Genomic DNA, 22,582 nt, shown 5'->3' with positions numbered 1-22,582 from the left:
TCAGTCGACCGCGGCTCCCGCGCCATCGTCCGTGCGCAAGCCGTCCAGGGCGATGGCCACCACGTCGTCTGCGAGACGGTCGGCGCCCTCGCGCCCGCCGGGCCGATACCACTCGACGATCGAGTTGATCATCCCGAACACCAGACGCGCCACCACACTCGCGTCGATGTCGGCCCGCAGCTCCCCCTCGCGCTGCGCCTCAGACACGAGAGCGGTGATCCGACGGTCGAACGCCCGGCGACGGATGAGAGCCCTGCGCTCCACCTCGGTGTTGCCCCGCACCCGCAGCAGCAGCGTCACGGTCGGCAGCTGCTCCACGAGCACCCGGACGGCGCCGCGCAGCACCTGCTCGAGCCGGTCGACCGCGCTCGATGCCCCCTGAGCGGCAGCCGAGTCGGGAATCGGGCCGTCCACCACGGCTTCCAAGCCGCTCAGCGCCGCGTCCAGAGCGAGGTCGAGGATCTCGTCCTTCGAGCCGAAGTGATGGTAGATCGCCGACTTCGACAGACCGAGGCGCTCGGCGAGCGTCCCGATCGACGTGGCGTCGTACCCGTACTCATTGAACGCGGCGACGGCGACGGCGAGGATCCCCTGCTGGTCGTACCCCGGTCGGCCTCGTCGCGTGCTCTGCATCTCGGACATCACCCCACAGTCTCGCACTCGAAGCGGCGGGCGGGCGGGAGCACCGACCGCGAGGCGGGCGCGACGGCTCTCCGTGTCAATCCCCGCATCGCCCGCATCAGCGCAGGTCGTACACCCGCTTGTACTTCCCCTCGCTCCGGGGCAGCGCTCCCGGCTCCTCGAGTTGGACGGCCACCGTCGATCCGACGAAGATCTTGATCCGCTGCGCCAGCACCTCCGCGGCGCTGCGGCAGGTCTCGACGGACAGGTCGGGGTGCCGCTCGATGCGGACCTTCAGCGTGTCCATGCGCCCCGCCTTCGACAGCTCGAGGATGAAGTGCGGGGTCAGCTGCTCGATCCCCAGCACCAGCTCCTCGATCTGCGTGGGGAACAGGTTCACGCCCCGCAGGATGATCATGTCGTCGTTGCGGCCGGTGATCTTCTCCATCCGCCGCATCCCGGGCCGGGCCGTCCCCGGAAGCAGGCGGGTGAGGTCGCGGGTGCGATAGCGGATGACCGGGAACGCCTCCTTGGTCAGAGAGGTGAACACGAGTTCCCCGAGTTCGCCGTCCGGCAGCACGGCGCCGCTCTCTCCGTCGATGATCTCCGGCAGGAAGTGGTCCTCCCACACATGCGGACCATCCTTGGTCTCGAGACACTCGTTGCCCACACCGGGCCCCATCACCTCGCTGAGACCGTAGATGTCGAGCGCGTCGATGCCGAGGCGCTGCTCGAGCTCGTGACGCATCTCGTTCGACCAGGGCTCCGCTCCCAGAACCGCGACCTTCAACGAGGTGGAGCGCGGGTCGACTCCCTGCGCGGCCATCGCATCGGCGATCGTCAGCAGATAGCTGGGCGTGCACAGGATCGCGTCGGGCTCGAAGTCGAGTATCAGCTGCACCTGGCGTGCGGTCTGGCCGCCGGACATCGGGATGACCGTCGCGCCGAGCGCTTCGATGCCCGCGTGTGCGCCGAGCCCGCCGGTGAAGAGTCCGTAGCCGTAGGCATTATGCACCTTCATGCCGGGGCGGATGCCGCTGGCTCGCAGCGAACGCGCGACCAGCGCGCCCCACCGCTGGAGATCGCCTCTGGTGTAGCCGACGACCGTCGGGCGGCCGGTGGTGCCGCTGGAGGCGTGGATGCGGGCGACGTCGGACATCGGCACAGCGAACATCCCGAACGGATAGGTCTCGCGCAGATCCGCCTTGGTCGTGAAGGGAAGCAGCCGCACGTCGTCGAGCGTGCGGATGTCGTCCGGGTGCACGCCGGCCTCGTCGAACTTGCGCGTGTAGAGAGGCACGTTCGCGTAGGCGTGGCGCACGGTCTGCTGGAGTCGACCGAGCTGGAGCGCGGCGATCTCGTCGCGCGTCATCCGCTCTTCCGCGTCGAGCTCGGCGGATGCGGGCGGGTGGACGTGGGAGGGTGTTGCGGTCGTCATCGACACGAGGTTCTCCGGAGCATTCAGAAGGTCTGGCTGGTGATGCGGGAGCGCCCGCGGAACTCGGCGACGGGGTGGCCCCGTTCGTCGACCACGGTCACGTCGTAGATGCCGGAGCGTCCGCTGAGCGACCGTCGGACGGCGGTGGCGGTGAGGGTCTGTCCCGATACGGTCGGCTTCAGGAAGGAGATGTCCGCACCGGCGGCCACGGTGACCCTGTCGTCTTCGTTGCACGCGATCGCGAAGGCGGTGTCCGCCAGGGCGAAGACGAAGCCGCCGTGGGTGATGTGGAAGCCGTTGGTCATGTCGTCCCGCACGCGCATCGAGACGACCGCGTGGCCGGGGTCATCGCGTTCGACCACGAGGCCCAGCGAAGCCGAGGCGCGGTCGCGCTCCATCATCGCGCGGTTCGGGCGCACGTCGTCCGTCGTCTGCGCCGTCGCTTCCGTCATCGTCGACCTCCTCGTCGAGCGGGTTCGGGCGCTGCACCTGCGGTACCCGATCCGCTCATACTAACCGACCGATCGTTCAGTTAGTCAAGCAGGTCAGCCTCGTCTGCTCCGGGATCCCGGCCTGTGGACGAACCCCTCAGCTGAAATCGGGAAGCCGGCGCAGTGTCGCATCCTCCGTCAGGATGCCGGTGATCACGGCACTCGGGTCGCCGGCGTCGCGATCGACGCGGAACCGGATCGCCGCCCCCTCGCGCGTCGTCCACTGATAGAAGTACTCGCCGGAGGAGACGATGCGGATCGCCGTGCCCCCGGGGAACGCATCCTCGGCCTCGCCGACGGTGTCCCCGATCCGCACCTCGCCTGCCGTCGGCAACGCGGCAGGATCCTCCTGGGGCTCGTTCCCGACGTTCGCGGAACCGATGGATGCGGCATCGACGACGGAGTCGCCCGCGTCGGTCCACAACAGCACAGAGGCCGAACCGTCCGGACTGACGATCCGCGTCTGCCCTCCGTCCCACTCCGGCCTGATCACCGTCGCTCCCGGGACGGCCGCGATGGCCTCGTCGAGGTCGGAGCCGAGGACGATCGGCCCGATCCCGGTAGCGCTCACCTGCCAGCTGCTCCACGCCGCAGCAGGGTCGACAGCAGGCGGCGTCGCTGCGGGCGCCGGCGGGTTCGCGGTCAACTCCTCGATCAGCTGCGACCGAGCGTCGGACGCCTGGTCGCTCAGGAACGCGGCGGCCCGCTCAGCGTCGAAGGCGGCGTCGCCGGTGAACGGCTGCCAGAAGTTCACGAGGACGTTGCCGACCGACGCGTACCCCTGGTAGAGCCGGTGTCCGCCGCCGAGTCCGTCGTCGAGCACCAACGCTCCGGTGACGGCGCGGATCCCATCCCCGGAGTCGAGCGTGGTCGAGTCGAACGTCGACGCGCCGCTGCCGTAGGTGAAGTCCGCACACTGCTTCGCCACCTCGACGTACCGGTCCATCAGCCCCTGCGCCGTCGCCTCGTCCGCGAACTGGAGCACATGCATCCAGCCGTCCCGCCCATCGGGGAGGGAGCTGGTCCACGTGACCGAACGCGCGCCGATCGACGCCTGGGAAGGCTCGTAGAGGAAGAGGTTGCAGATCGCCGGCGAGAGCTCGGGGCCGCCTCCGTCGGAGATCTGGATCAGCGACGGTGACGGCGACCCCACGTCGCCGACGTCGGGGAGGAGACCGGCGATCTCGTCGGCGCTCGGCAGGAACCAGTCGAGCTGGTCTCCGACGAACACCGTCGGACCGTCGTACGGCGCCGGAGCAGGGCTCTCGGTTGCCGGAGTCGGCTTCGGTGTGGCTTGCGGTGCGGGCACGCACCCCGACAGGGCGATGATCGCCCCCGCCGTGAGCATTCCCAGGACAGTTCGTGACGACCACCGTGTGGACATGGACCCTCCGATTGCTCGCGACGCCACGATCGACGCCCCCTCGCTGATGAGCCTAGGGCCGGATCCATCGCCCTCACGCTTCTGGACCATGTCGATATCAGAATGGAACGAAACGCATGCCGAGGTGCGCATACGACGTGGCAGGACCGTCTCGTTCACCCCTCGACGAGAGTCGAGGAGACGGCTGCGCGCGCGGCATCCGCAGAGCTCGCACCGACTGCTGCCTCCGCGGCTCGTCGGCAGTCATCGCCGGACAACTCCTGCAGGCGCGCGGCCACGCGACCGAGCGATCGCGGCGCCATGGACAGCGACGTCACCCCGAGGCCGATCAGGACCGGAGCGAGCGCGGGGTCGCCGCCTGCTTCGCCGCAGACGCCCACCGACTTTCCGGCAGCCCGACCTGCGGCACCGACGGCGGCGATGAGTCGCAGCACTGCGGGCTGCCACGGATCGTTGAGGTCGCCCAGATCGCTGAGCAGCCGATCCGCCGCCATCGTGTACTGGGCGAGGTCGTTGGTGCCGAGGCTCACGAAGTCGACGACCTCGAACAGCTCCGCGGCGAGCAGTGCGGCGGACGGGGTCTCGATCATGATGCCGACCCTGTCGAGCCCCGCGGACCGACAGCGTTCGGCGAAGTCCCTGGCCTCGTCGACCGTCGCGACCATCGGAGCCATCACCTCGACCTCCGCCGCTTCCGCCGCGGCCGCTCGTGCGAGGGCGACCAGCTGATCATCGAGCAGCTGCGGGCGGCGTCGGGCGATCCGCAGCCCGCGTACGCCGAGCGCGGGGTTGTCCTCGCTGTCGGAGTTGGCGAAGGGAAGGGGCTTGTCGCTCCCCGCGTCGAGGGTGCGCACGACGACCTTGCGCCCAGGGAAGGCGGACAGCACGCCGCGATAGGCGGTCACCTGTTCGTCGATGCTCGGCGCCTCGGCGCGGTCGAGGAAGCAGAACTCCGTGCGGAAGAGTCCAACGCCCTCCGCATGCGCCGCGGCCGCCACCGTCGCGTCCGCCGCTCCTCCGACGTTGGCGAGCAGCGGTACGCGCTGCCCGTCGGAGAGCGCTCCGACGCCGTCGAAGTCGACAGCGGTCGCCGAGGCGCGCGCTTCGGCGACGCGGGATTCCGCCGGGGCGACCTCCACCGTGCCGCGGTCGCCGTCCACGAGGACCATCGTCCCCACCGGGATCGCCCGGGCGTGGACGACACCGACGACAGCCGGCAGCCCCAGGGAGCGCGCGATGATCGCCGTGTGCGAGGTCGGTCCGCCCTGAACCGTGACGAGGGCGACGCATCGGCCCCCGGCGAGCAGAGCGGTGTCAGCGGGAGCGAGGTCGGCGGCCACCAGCACGAAGGGATCGTCGCGCTCGGGGACACCCGGCATGTCGACTTCGAGGATCTCGGCGATGATCCGGTCGCGTACATCGCGGATGTCGGCGATGCGCTCGGCCATCCGACCCCCCAGCGCGGCGAGGGCCTTCTCGTGGACGACGGCGGTCTCCCAGACCGCACGGGCGGCGGTGCGCCCCTTGGAGAGGACCAGAGCCGTCGCCTCGGACACCAGCTCGGGGTCGGAGGCCAGCAGGCGCGAGGCATCGAGGATGGCCTTGGTCTCTCCCGTCGCCTGCGCCGTGCGTGAGCGGAGCTGATCGGCGACCGCGACGGCGGCCCACTCGATCGCTGACACCTCGGAATCGCGGTCGGCGGGGGGCACCAGCACGTCCGGATCGGGTTCGGGAAGCGGCGGTGCGAGATGCACGACGGGGGCGGCGGCCCGGCCGGAGCTCACCCCGCGCCCGCGGAGCACGGCGCCCGGCGCGACGGTTCGCGTCGGCTCCTCCTGCTCACGCGAGTTCGGTTCATCCGCGCGCGTCGGCAGACCGGGTGCGGGTGCGATCGCGGTCGAAGTCGCGTCGCCATCGGGTCCGGTCTCCTCGGTCCCCTCCCCGAAGCCGTCATCGAACAGAGCGACCAGGCGATCCAGCGCCTCCTCTCCCGCATCGCCCCGTGCGGTCAGCTCGATCTCGTCCCCCTGCCGCGCACCGAGCACGAGCAGCCGCGTCAGGCTCGCCGCCGACGCGTCGGGGCCGTCGGGAAGCCGGCGCACGCGCACATCCGCGCCGGACGACGCCTTCGCGATCAGTGCCGCGGGGCGCGCATGGATCCCCTGCGGGTTGCGGACCCGCACTCGTCGCACCTGCGCGTCATCGTCCTTCGGAGCATCGGAGGTCTCCGCCTCGTGCGCCTCCTCGACACCGAGGGCGCCGGTCTTCGCCGTCAGGGCCGTCGAGGCCTCAGCCGCCACGGTGTCGAGCGATCCGCCCGCCGCAGCGGACACGACAGCGGCGAGAAGCCCCTCCACGAAGGGTGCGGGAGCGAGCCGGACGGGCACGTCGCTCGAACGCAGCTCCACCGCGAGTTCCGCGCTGAGCACGGCTGAGCCCAGATCCATGAGCACGAGGACGCCGTCGCACTCCGTGGCGAGCTCATCGATGGCGGCGGACACCGCGACAGCGTCCGTACCGAGGATCGGTACGCCCTCGGCGTCGACTCCGGCGCCGGCGGCGACCCGCACCCGCACCTCGCCGTCGTGGACCATCTGCAGGGCGAGCTCCAGCGCCGCCTCCCCGAGCCGTGCACTGTGGGAGACGGCGACGATGCCGATCATCTGGCGCTGTCCTCGATCGTCTCGGCGAGCGTCTCGAAGAGGATCGCCGTCGAGGCCGCTCCGGGGTCGAGGTGTCCGCCGCTGCGCTCGCCCAGGTAGCTCGCCCTGCCCTTCCGGGCGACGAGAGGGAGGGTGGCGTCCCGACCTGTCGCCGCGGCATCCGCAGCGGCTCTGGCGGCGTCGGAGACGGAGGTGCCCGCGGCGAGCGCGGCATCCATCGCGTCGACCGCCGGCGCCATCGCGTCGAACATCGTCTTGTCCCCCGCCTCGGCCTTGCCGCGCGCGACGATACCGTCGAGTCCTGCCCGCAGTGCGGCCGCGAGAGCGTCGCCGTCGAGATCGGACACGGCACCCGCGGCCATGCCCATGCGGAGGAAGAACGTGCCGTACAGAGGCCCGCTGGCACCGCCGACCGAGCTCACCAGCGTCATGCCGACCGTCTTCAGGAGCTCGTCCACCGTTGCCGGCGCGCCCGCGGACAGCTTCTCGCCGACAGCGCCCATGCCCCGAGCCATGTTGGCCCCGTGATCGGCGTCGCCGATGGCCGAGTCGAGTTCGGTGAGCCAGTCGCGCTTCTCCGTCACGGCGGCGCCGAAGCGTGCGATCCAGTCGGCGAGGAGCGTGGTGTCGACCGCGGCCATCAGACGCCCCATCGCAGACCGGGGGTGTTCACCGGGGCATCCCACAGCCGCAGCAGCTCATCGTCGGCTTTGAGCAGGGTCACCGAGCACCCGGCCATGTCGAGCGAGGTGATGTAGTTGCCGACGAGGTTCCTGGCGACCTGCACTCCGGCCTTCTCCAGCAGCGCGGCGACCTCGCCGTACATGAGGTACAGCTCGATCAGCGGGGTCGCACCCATGCCGTTGAGCATCACGATCGCAGGACCGGTGCCGTCGATGTCGGCCAGGATCGGCTCGACGAGCTGCCGGGCGATCTCGGAGGCCGGGGCGAGGGGTTCGCGATGCCGGCCCGGCTCCCCGTGGATCCCTATGCCGATCTCCATCTGATCGTCCGGAAGGTCGAAGGTGGGCTTGCCCGCTGCGGGCACCGTGCAGCTGGTGAGGGCCATTCCCATCGAGCGGCCCTGTCCGTTCACCTTCTTCGCCAGCTCGACCACGGCCGGGAGGTCGCGCCCCTCCTCCGCTGCCGCACCGAGGATCTTCTCGAGCAGCACGGTGAGGCCCACCCCGCGGCGTCCTGCGGTATACAGGGAGTCCTGCACCGCGACGTCGTCGTCCACCGTGATGCTGCCCACCTCGATGCCGTCCATGGCGGCGAGCTCGGCGGCCATCTCGAAGTTCAGCACGTCACCGGTGTAGTTCTTCACGATGTGGAGCACACCCGCTCCGCGATCGACGGCCTTGGTCGCGACCTGCACGCGGTCGGGGGTGGGTGAGGTGAAGATCTCTCCGGCGACAGCGGCGTCCAGCATCCCGGTGCCGACGAAACCGCCGTGCAACGGCTCATGGCCGGAGCCTCCGCCGGAGACGATCGCGACCTTGCCCTGCGCCTTGGGCGTGGCGCGCGTGATGACATGGTTCTCCAGGTCGACGGAGAGCTCGGGGTGAGCGAGCGCGACGCCTCTCAGCGACTCGACGAGAACGTCTTCCGGGGCGTTGATGAGCTTCTTCATCGTTCGATCTCCTTTGATCTTTCGCGGACTCTTTCGCAGAAATCCGAAAGCAATTCGTTAATGTCGAATATGCTCGGAGCCTGCCGGGTTGTCAAGATCAATCGTGAAGCCCGGCTCCATCGACACCGGCTCGACGACGCACCGGAAGGAGGCCCTCCCCGTGATCCAGGCGATCGACCGCGCGGCGAAGATCCTCGAACTGCTCCAGGGAGCACGCCACCTCGGCATCACCGACCTCTCTGCAGCCCTCGGCCTGCCGCCGTCGACCGTGCACGGGATCGTGAAGTCGCTGCGCGCGCATGGGCTCGTCGCGAAAGAGCGGGGTGGCCAGCGCTACATGCTCGGCCCCACCCTGCTGCGCCTGAGCAACGTCTACCTCGACACCCTCGACGTGCGCGCCAGAGCCATGCGGTGGACGCAGGAGCTCGCACGCCGCACCGACCTGTCCGTACGGCTGGGCGCTCCGCACTTCACCGATGTGCTCGTCATCCACCACAATCTGCGCCCCGATGACAGCCAGCAGATGCTCGAGACCGGTGTCGCCATCCCCGCCCACGCCTCGGCGATGGGCAAAGTGCTCCTCGCCTACGACCTCGGGTTCCAGCAGAGCGTCTTCGAACAGCCGCTGCGCAGCCTCACCGGCGACACCGTCACCGACGTGGCGCGCCTGACGCTGGAGTTGCCGTCGATCGCCGAACGCGGCATGGCCGGGGAGTTCGACGAGGCCGTCCTCGGCGAGTCCTCGATCGCCGCCCCCGTCGCTGACGCGTCGAACGACATCGTCGCCGCGGTCGCCGTCGTGTTGCCCACCTCGCAAGCGCCGGCGTCGGATGCGATCCTCAACGCACTGCGGGAGACGGCACGCAACATCTCACGCGAACTCGGCGCCACCGCCTGGCCCCCGCGCATCGCGCCCGCCGACGACTGACACCTGTCCCACGCAGCGCCACCCCGACGGTCGGCTGTCAGCCGCGCAGCGCCAGCGCGAAGGGCAGCACGCCCGTCGCCCCGGCACGACGGAGCTCACGCGCCGCGACGGTCATCGTCCACCGGCTGTCGACGAGGTCGTCGACGAGCAGCACCGGTCCGGTCGGCACATCCAGATGCCGAGCGCTGAAGCGCTCCCAGAGTCCCGCCAGGCGGAAGACGCTGTTCCCACCCGGCCCGCCGGAAGGCCCTCCTCCCACGAGTTCGAGCGCCCCGAGATACGGCAGGCGCCCGACATCGGCGAGTCCGCGCGCGAGCGAGTCGACCAGCAGCGGGTGCGAGCGCGAGGGCATCGCGACCACCGCCACGGGGCGCTCCTCCCACCCCCAACCTGCGAGCACGCGGACGCACGCCTGCAGCAGCTGCGGTGTCACCGCGGCATCGGGCGCCCCGGCCGCGAACAGCTCGCGCAGCGCCCCGCCCCAGCCCAGATCGGTGAGACGCGCGAGTGCACGCCCCTCACTCGCCTGCTCCTCTGCCGGGATGCGCCCCTTGACCGGCACGTCCAGCCGGTCCGCACCGGTCGGCCAGGCACGACGAGGCTCGATCGGCACTCCGACGCGGTCGAGCGATTCCACGGCCTGCGAGCTCGCGGAGGCACCGATCTCCCGCGGGAACCACTCCCCCGCGCAGTTGTCGCACCTCCCGCACGGAGCGGCCGTGTCGTCGTCGAGCGCGCGCTGCAGGAACTCCATGCGGCACCCATCGGTCTGCTCGTACTCGATCATGTGCTGCTGCTCGGCCACACGCTCGGCGGCGATGCGCTCATACCGCTCGGCGTCGTAGCTCCAGGGTGCACCGGTCGCGACCCACCCTCCCTGCACGCGCCGGACCGCCCCGTCGACGTCGAGCACCTTCAACAGCAACTCGAGCGGCGTGCGGCGGATGTCGACCATCGCCTCGAGCGCCGGCGTCGAGATCGGAACGTCGCCGAGGGCCCCGATCACCCGCTCGGCTCGTTCACGATCGGGCATCGAAGCTGTCGCGAAGTAGTGCCAGATGTCACGGTCCTCGACGCCGGGGAGCAGCAGCACGTCCGCGCTCTCGCTGGCACGTCCGGCACGACCCACCTGCTGGTAGTAGGCCACGGGGGAAGACGGCGCGCCCAGGTGCAGCACGAAACCCAGATCGGGCTTGTCGAACCCCATGCCCAGCGCGCTCGTGGCGACGAGAGCCTTGACCTCGTTGCGCTTGAGCATCCCCTCGGACTCGGCGCGCTCGTCGGGGTCGGTCTGCCCGGTGTAGGCACGCACGTCGTGGCCGTGCTCACGCAGCAGGCGTGCGGTGTCGACGGCGGCCGCGACCGTCAACGTGTAGATGATGCCGGAACCGGGAAGGTCGTCGAGGTGGCTCAGCAGCCAGGCGAGGCGACTCGCCGAATCGCGCAGGCGCAGCACTCCCAGTCGCAGCGACGTCCGGGCGAGCGGCCCGCGGATCGTGAGCACCGGAACCGCATCGGCGTCGGCGGCCGTCCCGTCGTCCGCTCGGAGGCTGCCGAGCTGCTCGGCCACGTCGGCCACGACACGGCTGTTGGCGGTCGCCGTGGTCGCGAGCACCGGCAGGTCAGGCGGCATCTGGGCGATCAGGTCGCGCAGGCGGCGGTAGTCGGGACGGAAGTCGTGCCCCCAGTCGCTGATGCAGTGCGCCTCATCGACCACCAGCATCCCGATGCGCCGGACGAGCGCCGGCAACTGCTGCTCACGGAAGGCGGGGTTGTTGAGCCTCTCGGGAGAGACCAGCAGCACATCGACCTCATCGCGATCGAGCTGCGCGAGCACATCCGACCACTCGTGCGCATTGGTGGAGTTGATCGCCACAGCCCGCACCCCCGCACGTTCGGCGGCGGCGATCTGGTCGCGCATGAGGGCGAGCAGCGGAGACACCAGCACGGTCGGGCCCGCCCCCTGCCGACGCAGCAGGAGCGTGGCGACGAAGTAGACAGCGGACTTGCCCCACCCGGTGCGCTGCACCACGAGCGCGCGGCGGCGTCCTTCGACGAGCGCCTCGATCGCGTCGTACTGTCCGTCGTGGAAATCGGCATCCGGGCGTCCGACGAGTTCGCGCAGCGCGACACGGGCGGACTCGCGGAGGTCGGCGGCCTCGGGGGATGCTGCAGCGGCGTCGGCGGTCATCCCCCCACTCTGCCCCACACCTCCGACACCTCCGACACCTCCCACACCTCCGACACCCGTGGTCGCGTTCCACAGGTTCGCCGGGCCCCGGGCGAGTGCCGTCGTCTAGCGTGAGGGGATGATCACACGCGAGCTCGCCGTCGCCCTGCGGGACACCGGACTGATCTGGCATCCGGCCGATGGCGACCGCTTCCAGCTCGATCTCCCCGACGACGTGGAACTCGAAGCGGAGGCCGACGTTTTCACCGTGAGTGAGATGACGATCGAGGCCCGTCAGACGCCGAGCGGCACCGATCTGGCGTTCAACGGCACGACGGAGTGGGCGCTCGACGCGGTGACGCTCGCGGACGCCGTATGGCTGCCGCGGGAGGACCAGCTTCGCGATCTGCTCCGCGGCACGTTCCGTTCGCTGGCGCGCCTCGAGGACTCCTTCCGCGTCGAGATCGAGGTCGGGGGCGAGCTGCTCGCTTTCGAGCACCCCGACCCCTCGGAGGCGTACGGCCGCGCCCTCCTCGATCTGATCTCCCGTTCGCGCTGACCCCGCCGTCTTGAATCCGGCAGTCCACTGTGTCAGAATTACCAAACGATCGGTCAGTAAAGATGGCCCGATGCCGAGGAGTCGATGATGACCAGTCCTGCAGACCTGTCCCTGGTGGGCGAGATCTCCGATGAGGAGCGCCTGTTCGACGAGCTCATCGCCAACGAGCAGCGCATCGAACCCCGCGACTGGATGCCCGACGCCTATCGCAAGACACTGGTGCGGCAGATCTCGCAGCACGCGCACTCCGAGATCATCGGCATGCAGCCGGAGGGCAACTGGATCACGCGCGCGCCGAGCCTCAAGCGCAAGGCGATCCTGATGGCCAAGGTGCAGGACGAGGCCGGTCACGGCCTCTACCTGTACTCCGCCGCCCAGACCCTCGGCACCACGCGCGACGAGATGATGGACCAGCTCATCAGCGGCAAGGCCAAGTACTCGTCGATCTTCAACTACCCCACCCCGACCTGGGCGGACATGGGCGCGATCGGCTGGCTCGTCGACGGCGCCGCGATCTGCAACCAGGTGCCGCTGTGCCGGGCGTCCTACGGCCCCTACGGCCGCGCCATGGTGCGCGTCTGCAAGGAGGAGTCGTTCCACCAGCGTCAGGGCTTCGAGATCCTGCTCACCCTGATGCAGGGCACCGAGGAGCAGCGCGCGATGGCTCAGGATGCGGTGAACCGCTGGTACTGGCCGAGCCTCGCCATGTTCGGGCCGCCCGATGACCAGTCCCCCAACTCGGCGCAGTCGATGAAGTGGAAGATCAAACGGTTCTCCAACGATGAGCTGCGCCAGCGCTTCGTCGGCATGCTCGTGCCCCAGGCCGAGATCCTCGGCGTCACGCTGCCCGACCCCGACCTGCACTTCGACGAGGAGAGCGGGCAGTACGTGATCGGCGAGATCGACTGGGACGAGTTCTTCGAGGTGGTGCGCGGCAACGGGCCCTGCAACGCCGAACGCCTCGAACGCCGCCGGACGGCTCATGAAGAGGGCGCCTGGGTGCGCGAGGCCGCGGCCGAGTACGCGCGCAAGCAGTCGCCGAAGACGAAGGCGGTGGCGTGATGGCGACGCCCGGCGCCGACGAGCGCGAGCCCTGGCCGCTGTGGGAGGTCTTCGTCCGAGCGAACCGCGGACTGAGCCACGTGCACGTCGGCTCGCTGCACGCTCCGGACGCCGAGATGGCGATCCGCAATGCGCGCGACCTGTACACGCGTCGTGGAGAGGGCGTCTCGATCTGGGTCGCCCCCGCAGACGCGATCACCACGAGCGACCCCGACGCCAAGGGCGCCTACTTCGAGAGTCCCGCCGGCAAGAACTACCGCCACGCCGTGTACTACACCGCCTCAGAGGGAGTGCCGCACCTGTGAGCACGGCACACGAGGAGACGGCACACGAGGAGACGGTGCACGAGGACATCGACGTGCACGGGAACGTCTCGGTCGACGAACTCGACCTGGCGCAGGAGCTGTCCGGCACCGGCGCGGTCGCCGCATCGGCCGACGTGGCGGAGTACGCACTTCGTCTCGGCGACGACGCGCTGATCCTCTCGCAGCAGCTGGGCGCGTGGATATCCCGCGCTCCCGAGCTCGAGGAAGACGTGGCCCTGGGCAACATCGCCCTCGACCTGCTCGGTCATGCGCGCTCGTTCCTCCACTACGCCGGGTCCTTCGACGGGCGCAGCGAAGATGATCTGGCCTTCTTCCGCGACGAACCCGATTTCCGCTGTGCATGGATCGTGCAGCAGCCCAACGGCGACTTCGCCCAGACCATCGCTCGCCAGTTCGTGGTGGCCACGTACATGTTCGAGCTGTACTCGGCCCTGCGCGGCAGCAGCGACGAGACGTTCGCCGCGATCGCGGAGAAGTCGCTCAAGGAGGTCGACTACCACCGCGACCACGCCGTGCAGTGGATCCTGCGTCTCGCCGGAGGCACGGAGGAGTCGCGCGCCAGGATCATCCGCGCACTCGGCGACGTGTGGCCGTACGTCGATGAGCTGTTCCGCGACGACGATCTGATCGCGCGGCTCGGCGACGCGGCCGTGGTGCCGTCGACGCTGCGGCCTGCTTTCGACGGCGTGGTCGAGACGGTGTTCGCGGAAGCGGAGCTCTCGGTGCCCGCCGTGATGTCGTCGTCAGCCGGCGGGCGCACCGGTGCGCACGCGACCCCGCTCGGCCACATCCTCGCCGAGATGCAGGTGCTCGCCCGCAGACATCCGGGGGCGACATGGTGACTCTCACGCCGACGCAGGCCGCGTGGCGGATCGCTGCCTCCGTGCCCGACCCCGAGGTTCCTGTGCTCACGATCGAGGACCTCGGTGTGCTCCGCGCGGTGGAGGTCGACGGCACCGCGGTGCATGTCGACATCACCCCGACCTACAGCGGCTGCCCCGCGATGGACACGATCCGCGACGATGTGGTCCTGGCTCTCACCGCCGCCGGCTTCGACGAGGTGTTCGTGCGCCTGGTCCTCTCCCCCGCCTGGACGACCGACTGGATGACACAGGCGGGCAAGAGCAAGCTCGCCGAGTACGGCATCGCACCGCCCTCGGGCCGCGCCGCCGTGTCGACCGGCCCCATCCGCCTGGCGTTGAGCGTGCGCTGCCCCCGCTGCGGGTCGCTCGACACGCGCGAGGTCTCCCACTTCGGCTCCACGTCATGCAAAGCCCTGTTCGAGTGCCGCGCCTGCCTCGAACCCTTCGACCACTTCAAGGTGCACTGACATGTCGCTCTTCACCTCCGCGCCAGCGCCCATCCCGCAGGCGACGACGCCCCGCGAGACCGCACCCCGCAAGCGCGCCCGGTTCCACACCCTCACGGTCGAAGACGTGCGCCCGCTCACCGACGACGCTGTCGAGGTGACCTTCACGGTTCCCGCCGCCCTCGCCGACGAGTACGACCACCTGCCCGGTCAGTACGTCGCGCTGCGCACGACACTCGACGGCGTCGAAGTCCGGCGTTCCTACTCGCTGTGCCGCGCCCCGGAACACCGCGGCGACGGTCAGGACACGCGCTTGAGCGTCGCCGTGAAGCGGGACGAGGGAGGTCTCTTCTCCACGTGGGCGCAGACCGGTCTCCACGCCGGCTTCGAGATCGACGTGATGAGCCCGCAGGGCACCTTCACCTCCGCTCTGCCCGACCTCGACGACCGACACGTGGTGGGGATCGCGGCCGGCTCCGGCATCACGCCACTGATGGCCCTCGCGCACACTGTGCTCACCCGGTCGGACACGTCGCGATTCACCCTGCTGTACACGAACCGCGCCACGCTCGACGTGATGTTCCTGGAAGATCTCGCCGACCTCAAGGACCGCTACCCCACCCGACTCGTGCTGCACCATGTGCTGTCCCGTGAACAGCGGGCCGCTCCCGTCCTCTCCGGGCGCATCGACGAGGAGAAGCTCCGCACGATCCTGGCGACCCTCATCCCCCCGTCGACCGTCGACGAATGGTTCCTGTGCGGCCCTCTCGCTCTCGTCGACCTGTGTCGCGAGGTGCTGGCCGACCACGGTGTCGACCGCTCCCACATCCGCTTCGAGCTGTTCACGACGGGTGATGAACCCGTGCGCGCGGCACGGCCGGTGCAGGTGCGTGCCGGCGAGAAGACGGTGCGTATCGAGGTCACTCTCGACGGCGTCTCGTCGACCGTGGAGAGCCCCGTCGACGCCAGGGAGTCGGTGCTCAATGCGGCACTGCGCGTACGGCCCGACGCTCCGTTCGCCTGTGCCGGCGGAGTCTGCGGCACCTGCCGCGCACGCGTGATCGAGGGCAGCGTGACGATGACCGAGAACTACGCCCTGGAGCCCGACGAGCTCGAGCGCGGCTTCGTACTCACCTGCCAGTCCCACCCCACCAGCGACCGCGTGGTCGTCGACTACGACGTCTGACCGAGGAGCGCCCATGCTCGACCTCACCATCGCCGACGACGTGGCCACGATCGTGCTGGACGCGCCATCGAAGCTGAACGCTCTCGACGAGAGGGCACTCGCCGAACTGGATGCCGCCTATGTCGAGGCCGAGGCTGCGGGAGTGAGAGCACTCGTGCTCCGTGGCGAGGGGCGCGCGTTCTGCGCGGGGCGTGACATCTCCGGCGTCAACCCACGGGACGACGATGTGCTCGGCTATCTCGGCGGTCTGGTGACCCCTCTGCTGCAGCGCATGTCGCGGTTCCCCGCGCCGACGTTCGCTGTCGCCCACGGCGCCTGCCTCGGCGTGGGCCTCGGCCTGCTGATCGCGACCGACGTGGTCTACGTGGCGGAATCGGCGAAGATCGGCTCCCCGTTCGCCTCCCTCGGTGCGACGCTGGACTCCGGCGGACACGCGCTCTTCCTCGATCGGCTCGGCGCGCACAAGACGCTGGACCTCATCTACACGGGACGCCTGATGAGCGGTACAGAGGCCGTGGCGTCCGGTCTGTTCTCCCGCGTGTTCCCCGATGATGAGGTGGTGCAGGCCACGACCGATGCGGCCGCCGCCGCCGCTCGCGGTGCGACGGCGGCGTTCCTCGCGAGCAAGGAGCTCATCGCCCGCATCCGCGACGAGCGACTCGCCCTGTGGGATGCGGTCGGGATCGAGAACGCCGCACAGGCCGCGCTCTGCGACACCGACGACTATCGCGAGGGCTTCGCGGCGTTCCAGGAGAAGCGCAGGCCCGAGTTCCGCGGGCGCTGACGCCCGGGTTCCCGCTTCTCGGCAGCGTCGTCTCCAGCGTCGGAGGCCGATGCGACAATACGGAGATGATGCTCTCCGAGGTCGTCTCCACGGCAGAAGAGGTCTCCGCCACGGCGTCCCGCCTCACGAAGATCGATGCCCTCGCACGGCTGCTGGCGCGTTCCGCAGCGGACGAGCTCCCAGCCGTCATGGGGCTCCTGCTGGCCGCTCCGCGCCAGGGACGGCTCGGCGTCGGTTGGCGGGGACTCGCCGCCATCGAGATCACGCATGCGGAAGATCCCACCCTCACGGTGAGCGACGTCGATGCCTCACTCACCGCCCTCGCCGCCGCCTCCGGATCAGGCTCCGCGGCAGCCCGCACCGGGATCCTCGGCGAGCTCGGCTCGCGAGCGACGGCCGCCGAATGGGACTTCCTCGTCCGCGCCATGCTCGGCGAGCTTCGCACCGGGGCATTGTCCGGCGTCCTTCTCGACGCGGTCGCGAAAGCGTCCGACCGGCCGCTCTCCCTCGTCCGCCGCGCCGCCATGCTCTCCGGCGATCTCGGCGAGACCGCTCGTGTCGCCCTCACCGAAGACGCAGACGCGCTGGACGCGGTCGGCCTCGAAGTCGGTCGCCCTGTCCTTCCCATGCTCGCCTCCACCGCGGCGACGCCATCGGCTGCACTCGAGATCACCGGCACGGCGTCGGTGGAGTACAAGCTCGACGGTGCTCGCATCCAGGTGCACCGTCACGGCGACGACGTCGGCGTCTACACGCGGAGCCTGGCCGACATCACCCACCGCGTACCGGAACTCGTCGAGATCGTGCGCGCTCTCCCCGTGGACGATGTGATCCTCGACGGCGAGACGCTGTCGCTCGATGAAGACGGTGGGCCCAGGCCCTTCCAGGAGACGATGTCGAGGTTCGGTGCCGATGCCTCCCGCGAACTGGTGCTGCGGCCATGGTTCTTCGACGTGCTGCACGTGGACGGACGCGACCTGATCGACGAGCCGCTCTCGATCCGCCTCGCCGAGCTCGAGCGCGTGGCCGGCGAGTGGCGGATGCCCGGCATCGTGACCGACGACCCGGATGCCGCGGAGCAGCTGTCGCACGAAGCCCTCGCCGCCGGCCATGAAGGCGTGGTGGTCAAGGGTCTCGACGCCCCCTACGCCGCCGGCCGTCGGGGCAAGTCCTGGGTCAAGGTCAAGCCCGTGCTGACCTTCGATCTCGTCGTGCTCGGCGCGGAGTGGGGTTCGGGCCGCCGCCGGGGATGGCTGTCGAACCTGCACCTGGGTGCGCGCGACCCCGACGGCGAGTTCGGCGACGCCGGGGAATTCGTCATGGTGGGCAAGACCTTCAAGGGCCTCACCGACGAGCTGCTGCGCTGGCAGACCGAGGAGTTCCCCGAGCATGAGACCCACCGCACGGCGTCGACCGTGTTCCTGCGCCCCGATGTCGTGGTCGAGATCGCCATCGACGGCGTGCAGCGCTCTCCGCGTTACCCGGGAGGTGTCGCGCTGCGTTTCGCCCGGGTGAAGGGCTACCGGCCCGACAAGTCGCCGGCCGAAGCCGACACGATCCAGACGCTGCGCTCCCTGCTGCGCGGCTGACGAACCACGCGAGTCAGGCGGACGGCGTCCAGGCCGACGGCATTCAGGCCGACGGGGCGAGTCCCAGGTCCTCTTCCCGCACGGTGCCGCGGAACGACCACGGGAAGTTGATCCAGAGGTCGGTGTCCTTCCATGCGAAGTCGGGCTGGATGATCGTGGAGGGCTTGGTGTAGATCGTGACCGACCGCACATCGGCGCCCTTGTCCTTCAGTAGCTGCACGGCCAGGGCGAGCGTGCGTCCGGAGTCGGCGACGTCGTCGACCAGCAGCACGCGGCGGCCATCGAGGTACGCCATGTCGAGCTCGGGAGGCAGCACCTCGGGCGCGTCGAGCACCGTGCCGATGCCGGTGTAGAACTCGACATTGATGGCGCCGCAGTTCTTCGCGCCCAGCCCGTAGGCGATCGCCCCTGCCGGGAGCAGGCCGCCCCGGGCGATGGCGACGACGACCTCCGGCATGAAGCCGCTGTCCAGGATGCTTCGTGCCAGATCGCGCGTCGCCTCCCCGAAGCCGTCCCAGGTGAGTGTCTCGCGCTCGATCTCCGCATCAGTCATTCCTGCATTCTCCCGCATCTCTGCGGGTTCGCTCGCCGATAGACTGAGCTGGTCCGGCCAGGCCGGTGCCTGAAAAAGAGGCACGAAGCACTTCGCGAAGACGCGGAGGCGAGACACATACGGATCCCGCAGTTCCTCCGTCCCTGTCTCGAAAGGCTTTCCCATGCCCTCCGTGTCCGCCCATGTCGCCCTCACCCTCGCCCAGCACATCGATGCCGTCTTCGGGGTGATGGGCAACGGCAACGCCTACTTCCTCGACGCGATCGAGACGCAGACGGATGCGGTGTTCACCGCCGTCCGTCACGAGCAGGGTGCTGTGGTCGCAGCCGACGCCCACTTCCGCACCTCGGGTCGCATCGCCGCAGGCACCTCGACGTACGGAGCCGGCTTCACGAACACGCTGACCGCCCTCGCCGAGGCCGTGCAGGCGCGGGTGCCTCTGGTGCTGGTCGTCGGCGATGAGCCCACGTCCGGCCCCCGCCCGTGGGACGTCGATCAGATCGCCCTCGCCTCGGCGGTCGGCGCCCGCACCTATACGGTCGGACGGGCCGATGCCGCCGCCACCACGGTCATCGCGATCGAGCACGCCCTCACGTACCGGGTGCCCGTCGTCCTCGCGATCCCCTATGACGTCGCAGCGCTCGAAGCCGGTGAGGTGCCGGATGCTCCCTCACCCCGGATCCCGGCCCCGCTCGCCCCTCGCGGCGAATTCGCCGATGCGATGCTCGACGAGATCGCCACCGCCCTGGCCGGGGCAGAGCGCCCGTTCCTGCTCGCCGGTCGCGGGGCGTGGCTGTCCGGTGCGAGCACCGCGCTGGGAGAGCTGGCCGCGGCCACCGGCGCTCTCACCGCCTCTTCCGCTTTGGGCCGCGGAGTGTTCCCCGACACCAGGTACGACCTCGGCGTGACCGGTGGCTTCGGGGCCGACGGAGCGATGGAGCTCGTGCGATCTGCAGACGTCGCCGTCGTCTTCGGAGCGGGCTTGAACCAGTTCACGATGCGTTTCGGCGACCTGTTCGCGCCGGGGACCCGGGTCTTCCAGATCGACATCGCGGCGGCGGCGACGCACGCCCACGTCGGAGGCTTCGTCCGTGCGGACGCCCGTCTCGCCGCGGAAGAGCTCGTGGCGCGGATCGGAGACGCCGGCTCGGCGCACTCCTGGCGCGAGAGCGTGGACGTGGCGGCCGCACGCACCTACGACCGCGGCGACGACCTCGCCCCCGACGGGCGTCTCGACCCGCGCTCCGCCGCTCGTCGCATCGCCGAGCTGCTGCCGGAAGACCGCGTCGTGGTGTCGGACGGCGGGCACTTCATCGGGTGGGCGAACATGTACTGGCCGGTCGCCGCCCCCGACCGCATGATGATGGTCGGCACCGCGTTCCAGTCGATCGGGCTCGGTTGGCCGAGCGTGGTCGGGGCCGCTCTCGCGCGCCGCGAGTCCACCGTGGTACTCACCTCCGGCGACGGCGGCGGGCTGATGGCCATCGCTGATCTGGAGTCGGCCGTCCGGGCGGCTGGAGGACGCGGCATGGCGGTGGTCTGGAACGACGCGGCCTACGGAGCCGAGGTCAACCTCTACGGTCTCAAGGGACTGGCGGAAGGACCGATGCGCATCCCCGAGGTCGATTTCGCCGCGTTCGGTGCGGCCGTCGGCGCAGAGGGCGTCGTGGTGCGCACGCTCTCCGATCTCGACCGTCTCGCCAACTGGGTCGAGGAGGACCCGTCCTCACGGCCCTTCCTGCTTCTCGATCTGCGCGTCTCGGGCGATGTGATCGCGCCGTACCAGCAGGAGATCATCCGCGTGAACTCCTGACGCCGCGGGACAGTCGGCAACGCGAGGGGGTCGGCACGACGCGAACGTCGTGCCGACCCCCGCGTCGCACCCGAGCGTCGTTCAGTCGATCACCCGAGACGCCGGCGCCTGCGCGCGATGCCGAGGCCCGCTCCGACTGCCAGCAGCAGCACCCCGGCGAGGAGGAACGGCGCGCTGTCGGCTCCTGTCGCGGCGAGGTCGCCGTTGCTCGTCGTGCCGTGGCCGGAACCCGCGTTCCCCGACCCGTCGGCGGGAGCACCACCCGGAGCGCCTCCGCCTGGGGTATCGCCGCCGGGAGGTGTGCCACCGGGCGCAGCCGTGACGGCGATCGCCGCCGTCGTCTCCACGCCGTCCGGGTCGATGAGCACGACGCTGTGGGTGCCGGGTTTCGTAGCGGCCGGAACGGTCACGGTCACGCGGAACCCGCCGGTCGCGTCCGTCGTCACGGCACCGAGCGGAACCGGCGTCGAACGCAGCTCGATCCGCAGCGCTGTGGCGGCGCGGAAGCCGGCGCCGGAGATCGTGATCGCATCGCCCGCGGCGACCGATGCCGAAGCGAGCGTCACGGTCGGCTGCTCGGGCTCAGGCGTCGTGCACCCGCCGCCGCAGACGGTGAAGTTCGCCAGCACCGCCTTGTGGTCGGAGGGCCAGACGGCATCCGGCGTCAGGATCTCATCGGCACTGTCGTCGACGACACGCTGATTGCGCACGATCGTCGACTGCGGTCCCACCACGCTCGCTCCGTCGATCGACAGTCGCTCGTCCGGCGTGGCGAAGACGTAATCGATGCGGTCGCGCTCATCGGCGTCGGGAGCCCAGGTCAGAGATGACGTGGGGAACAGAGGATTGTCCGACGGCCACGTGAAGCCCGGATTCGCTGCGGGATCGGGATGCACGGTGCGGAAGGCATCGACCAGTCCCCCGTCGAGCAGCGTCTGCGTCGTCTGCCAGGGAACGACGACGCCGTTGTGGTCGAACAGCTCGGCTGTCGCTGCGGTCCAGTCCTGCGACGGCGGCTCGTTGAAGTCGCCGCCCACGATGGCGATCCGTCCAGTCGTGCGCTCTGCGGCGATGTCGGCGAGCAGCTCGGCAGCGGCGGCCGGTCGGCCCGACTGCGCGTTCGCCGCCAGGATGGCCTCGACGTCGGTCACCGGGGCGTCGAGCTTGTTCCAGGTGTTCCACCCGGCCGGCCAGTCGCCGTGGATCTCCCCGCCGTAGCCGCGCGGGAGGTACGTGGTGTACCAGCGGTACTCCAGGTGGCCGCCGTACACCACGACCTCCGATCCGTTCACGTCGAGAACCGCCTTCGACCACCAGCGGCCGATCGTGTCGGTGGAGACGATCGGATAGCGCGAGACGATCCCGGTGTCGGTCGCCGTGAGGTGCTGGTAGCCGAGCAGTGCGGCGACCTGAGCGGGCGCCTGACCCACTTCGGGGAGGAACGTCACGTCGGCGTCGGTCTGCGTGATGACATCGGCGATCTGACGCGCACCGTCGGCCACCTGGGTGCCCCCGTGCCAGACGTTGAAGGTGAGCACGTTCAGGCCGCTCTTCCCCCCGACCTCGGGCTTCGGTTCGGCCGGGGCGACCGGCTGCGCCTCCTCGTCCGTGACGGTGAGATCGATCGGCCCGGCCAGCACGGTGTAGCCGTCGTCTTCGAGGAGGTAGACGTCGTACTCGCCCGCCCCCATCGTCTCCGAGTTGCGGGTCCAGCCGTCCCGACGCGAGGCGTTCCACGTGACCTGGCCGGTCTGGTCTGCGACGTATCGCCAGTCGAGGGATGCCGGACCGCCGGGCACCGCGCCGTCACGATAGATCCCGATCCAGTTGCGATCGTGCACCGCCGAGCCGGCGTCGAACGAGAACGTGACCGTCTCGTCGACCCCGATGCGGGGCGTGTCCAGCGTGAGCATCCCTTCCGCCGCCTGAGCGGCGGGAACGACGAGGAGACCGGCGAGAACGATGCCGGTGCCGAGCAGGGCGAGGAGCCCCCGCTTCGGCCGAGTGGCGGAGGTCATGACGAGAAGGTCCTTTCGACGACGTGGCGCATCGAAAGCTACGGCCGCCGGATGA

The 22,582-nt window shown here is 70.0% G+C and carries 20 protein-coding genes; 10 read left to right on the top strand and 10 right to left on the bottom strand.

Annotation, left to right across the window (positions count from 1 at the left end):
• From FFS56_RS11710 to dhaK, 7 genes are all read right to left on the bottom strand, one after another.
• Entirely contained in the window at positions 1 to 642 is a 642-nt protein-coding gene (locus FFS56_RS11710) for a TetR/AcrR family transcriptional regulator (RefSeq protein WP_127011917.1), read from the bottom strand.
• A 97-nt stretch (positions 643 to 739) separates the two neighbouring features.
• Positions 740 to 2,059, bottom strand: coding sequence for a phenylacetate--CoA ligase PaaK (gene paaK / locus FFS56_RS11705; RefSeq protein WP_061017939.1), 1,320 nt, complete (start codon positions 2,057 to 2,059; stop codon positions 740 to 742).
• A 23-nt stretch (positions 2,060 to 2,082) separates the two neighbouring features.
• Positions 2,083 to 2,511 carry a hydroxyphenylacetyl-CoA thioesterase PaaI gene (gene paaI, locus FFS56_RS11700; RefSeq protein WP_046748869.1) on the bottom strand — a complete coding sequence of 143 codons (429 nt, stop codon included), beginning with the start codon at positions 2,509 to 2,511 and terminating at the stop codon, positions 2,083 to 2,085.
• 136 nt (positions 2,512 to 2,647) lie between these two features.
• Entirely contained in the window at positions 2,648 to 3,934 is a 1,287-nt protein-coding gene (locus tag FFS56_RS11695) for a sensor domain-containing protein (protein WP_127011916.1), read from the bottom strand.
• A gap of 155 nt (positions 3,935 to 4,089) precedes the next feature.
• On the bottom strand, positions 4,090 to 6,597 hold the full coding sequence (ptsP, locus tag FFS56_RS11690) for a phosphoenolpyruvate--protein phosphotransferase (protein WP_127011915.1): 2,508 nt from the start codon (positions 6,595 to 6,597) through the stop codon (positions 4,090 to 4,092).
• Positions 6,594 to 7,238: a dihydroxyacetone kinase subunit DhaL gene (gene dhaL / locus FFS56_RS11685; protein ID WP_127011914.1), complete on the bottom strand. Its 645-nt coding sequence runs from the start codon at positions 7,236 to 7,238 to the stop codon at positions 6,594 to 6,596. The genes ptsP and dhaL overlap by 4 nt, the downstream gene beginning before the upstream one ends.
• On the bottom strand, positions 7,238 to 8,230 hold the full coding sequence (dhaK, locus tag FFS56_RS11680) for a dihydroxyacetone kinase subunit DhaK (RefSeq protein WP_058632482.1): 993 nt from the start codon (positions 8,228 to 8,230) through the stop codon (positions 7,238 to 7,240). The genes dhaL and dhaK overlap by 1 nt, the downstream gene beginning before the upstream one ends.
• A gap of 88 nt (positions 8,231 to 8,318) precedes the next feature.
• On the opposite strand from dhaK, the gene FFS56_RS11675 reads away from it, so the two are divergent.
• Entirely contained in the window at positions 8,319 to 9,158 is an 840-nt protein-coding gene (locus FFS56_RS11675) for an IclR family transcriptional regulator (RefSeq protein WP_227751373.1), read from the top strand.
• A gap of 37 nt (positions 9,159 to 9,195) precedes the next feature.
• Here the strand turns inward: FFS56_RS11675 and FFS56_RS11670 are convergent, their stop codons facing one another.
• Entirely contained in the window at positions 9,196 to 11,349 is a 2,154-nt protein-coding gene (locus FFS56_RS11670) for a DEAD/DEAH box helicase (RefSeq protein WP_127011913.1), read from the bottom strand.
• A gap of 118 nt (positions 11,350 to 11,467) precedes the next feature.
• On the opposite strand from FFS56_RS11670, the gene FFS56_RS11665 reads away from it, so the two are divergent.
• The 8 genes from FFS56_RS11665 to FFS56_RS11630 all read left to right on the top strand — a co-directional run bounded on the left by FFS56_RS11665 (position 11,468) and on the right by FFS56_RS11630 (position 18,143).
• Complete coding sequence (locus FFS56_RS11665) at positions 11,468 to 11,887, top strand: hypothetical protein (protein ID WP_046748864.1); 420 nt, start codon at positions 11,468 to 11,470, stop codon at positions 11,885 to 11,887.
• Between the two features lie 87 nt (positions 11,888 to 11,974).
• Positions 11,975 to 12,949, top strand: coding sequence for a 1,2-phenylacetyl-CoA epoxidase subunit PaaA (gene paaA, locus FFS56_RS11660; protein ID WP_046749059.1), 975 nt, complete (start codon positions 11,975 to 11,977; stop codon positions 12,947 to 12,949).
• A complete protein-coding gene (gene paaB / locus FFS56_RS11655; protein ID WP_017828375.1) occupies positions 12,949 to 13,254 on the top strand; it encodes a 1,2-phenylacetyl-CoA epoxidase subunit PaaB in 306 nt (101 codons plus the stop codon). The genes paaA and paaB overlap by 1 nt, the downstream gene beginning before the upstream one ends.
• A complete protein-coding gene (paaC, locus tag FFS56_RS11650) occupies positions 13,251 to 14,117 on the top strand; it encodes a 1,2-phenylacetyl-CoA epoxidase subunit PaaC (protein WP_127011912.1) in 867 nt (288 codons plus the stop codon). Before paaB ends, paaC begins: the two co-directional genes overlap by 4 nt.
• Positions 14,111 to 14,605 (top strand): 1,2-phenylacetyl-CoA epoxidase subunit PaaD, encoded by a 495-nt coding sequence (paaD, locus tag FFS56_RS11645; protein ID WP_046748862.1) that lies wholly within the window; start codon positions 14,111 to 14,113, stop codon positions 14,603 to 14,605. Before paaC ends, paaD begins: the two co-directional genes overlap by 7 nt.
• Before the next feature lies 1 nt (position 14,606).
• On the top strand, positions 14,607 to 15,770 hold the full coding sequence (gene paaE, locus FFS56_RS11640) for a 1,2-phenylacetyl-CoA epoxidase subunit PaaE (protein WP_113680093.1): 1,164 nt from the start codon (positions 14,607 to 14,609) through the stop codon (positions 15,768 to 15,770).
• A gap of 13 nt (positions 15,771 to 15,783) precedes the next feature.
• Positions 15,784 to 16,554 (top strand): enoyl-CoA hydratase/isomerase family protein, encoded by a 771-nt coding sequence (locus FFS56_RS11635; RefSeq protein ID WP_046748860.1) that lies wholly within the window; start codon positions 15,784 to 15,786, stop codon positions 16,552 to 16,554.
• Between the two features lie 65 nt (positions 16,555 to 16,619).
• A complete protein-coding gene (locus tag FFS56_RS11630) occupies positions 16,620 to 18,143 on the top strand; it encodes an ATP-dependent DNA ligase (RefSeq protein WP_127011911.1) in 1,524 nt (507 codons plus the stop codon).
• 43 nt (positions 18,144 to 18,186) lie between these two features.
• Here the strand turns inward: FFS56_RS11630 and FFS56_RS11625 are convergent, their stop codons facing one another.
• Positions 18,187 to 18,696, bottom strand: a complete 510-nt coding sequence (locus FFS56_RS11625; RefSeq protein WP_046748858.1) for a phosphoribosyltransferase — start codon at positions 18,694 to 18,696, stop codon at positions 18,187 to 18,189.
• 163 nt (positions 18,697 to 18,859) lie between these two features.
• On the opposite strand from FFS56_RS11625, the gene FFS56_RS11620 reads away from it, so the two are divergent.
• Entirely contained in the window at positions 18,860 to 20,509 is a 1,650-nt protein-coding gene (locus FFS56_RS11620; protein WP_046748857.1) for a thiamine pyrophosphate-binding protein, read from the top strand.
• A gap of 89 nt (positions 20,510 to 20,598) precedes the next feature.
• Here the strand turns inward: FFS56_RS11620 and FFS56_RS11615 are convergent, their stop codons facing one another.
• Positions 20,599 to 22,527 carry an endonuclease/exonuclease/phosphatase family protein gene (locus tag FFS56_RS11615; RefSeq protein WP_164734084.1) on the bottom strand — a complete coding sequence of 643 codons (1,929 nt, stop codon included), beginning with the start codon at positions 22,525 to 22,527 and terminating at the stop codon, positions 20,599 to 20,601.
• Between the last annotated feature and the right edge of the window lie 55 nt (positions 22,528 to 22,582).

Origin of the sequence: Microbacterium sp. Beta (genome assembly GCF_005502545.1) — a bacterium.
Classification (GTDB): Bacteria; Actinomycetota; Actinomycetes; order Actinomycetales; family Microbacteriaceae; genus Microbacterium; species Microbacterium oxydans.
Note: the sequence above shows the minus strand (reverse complement) of the source record. Positions and strands in the feature narration are given on the sequence as shown.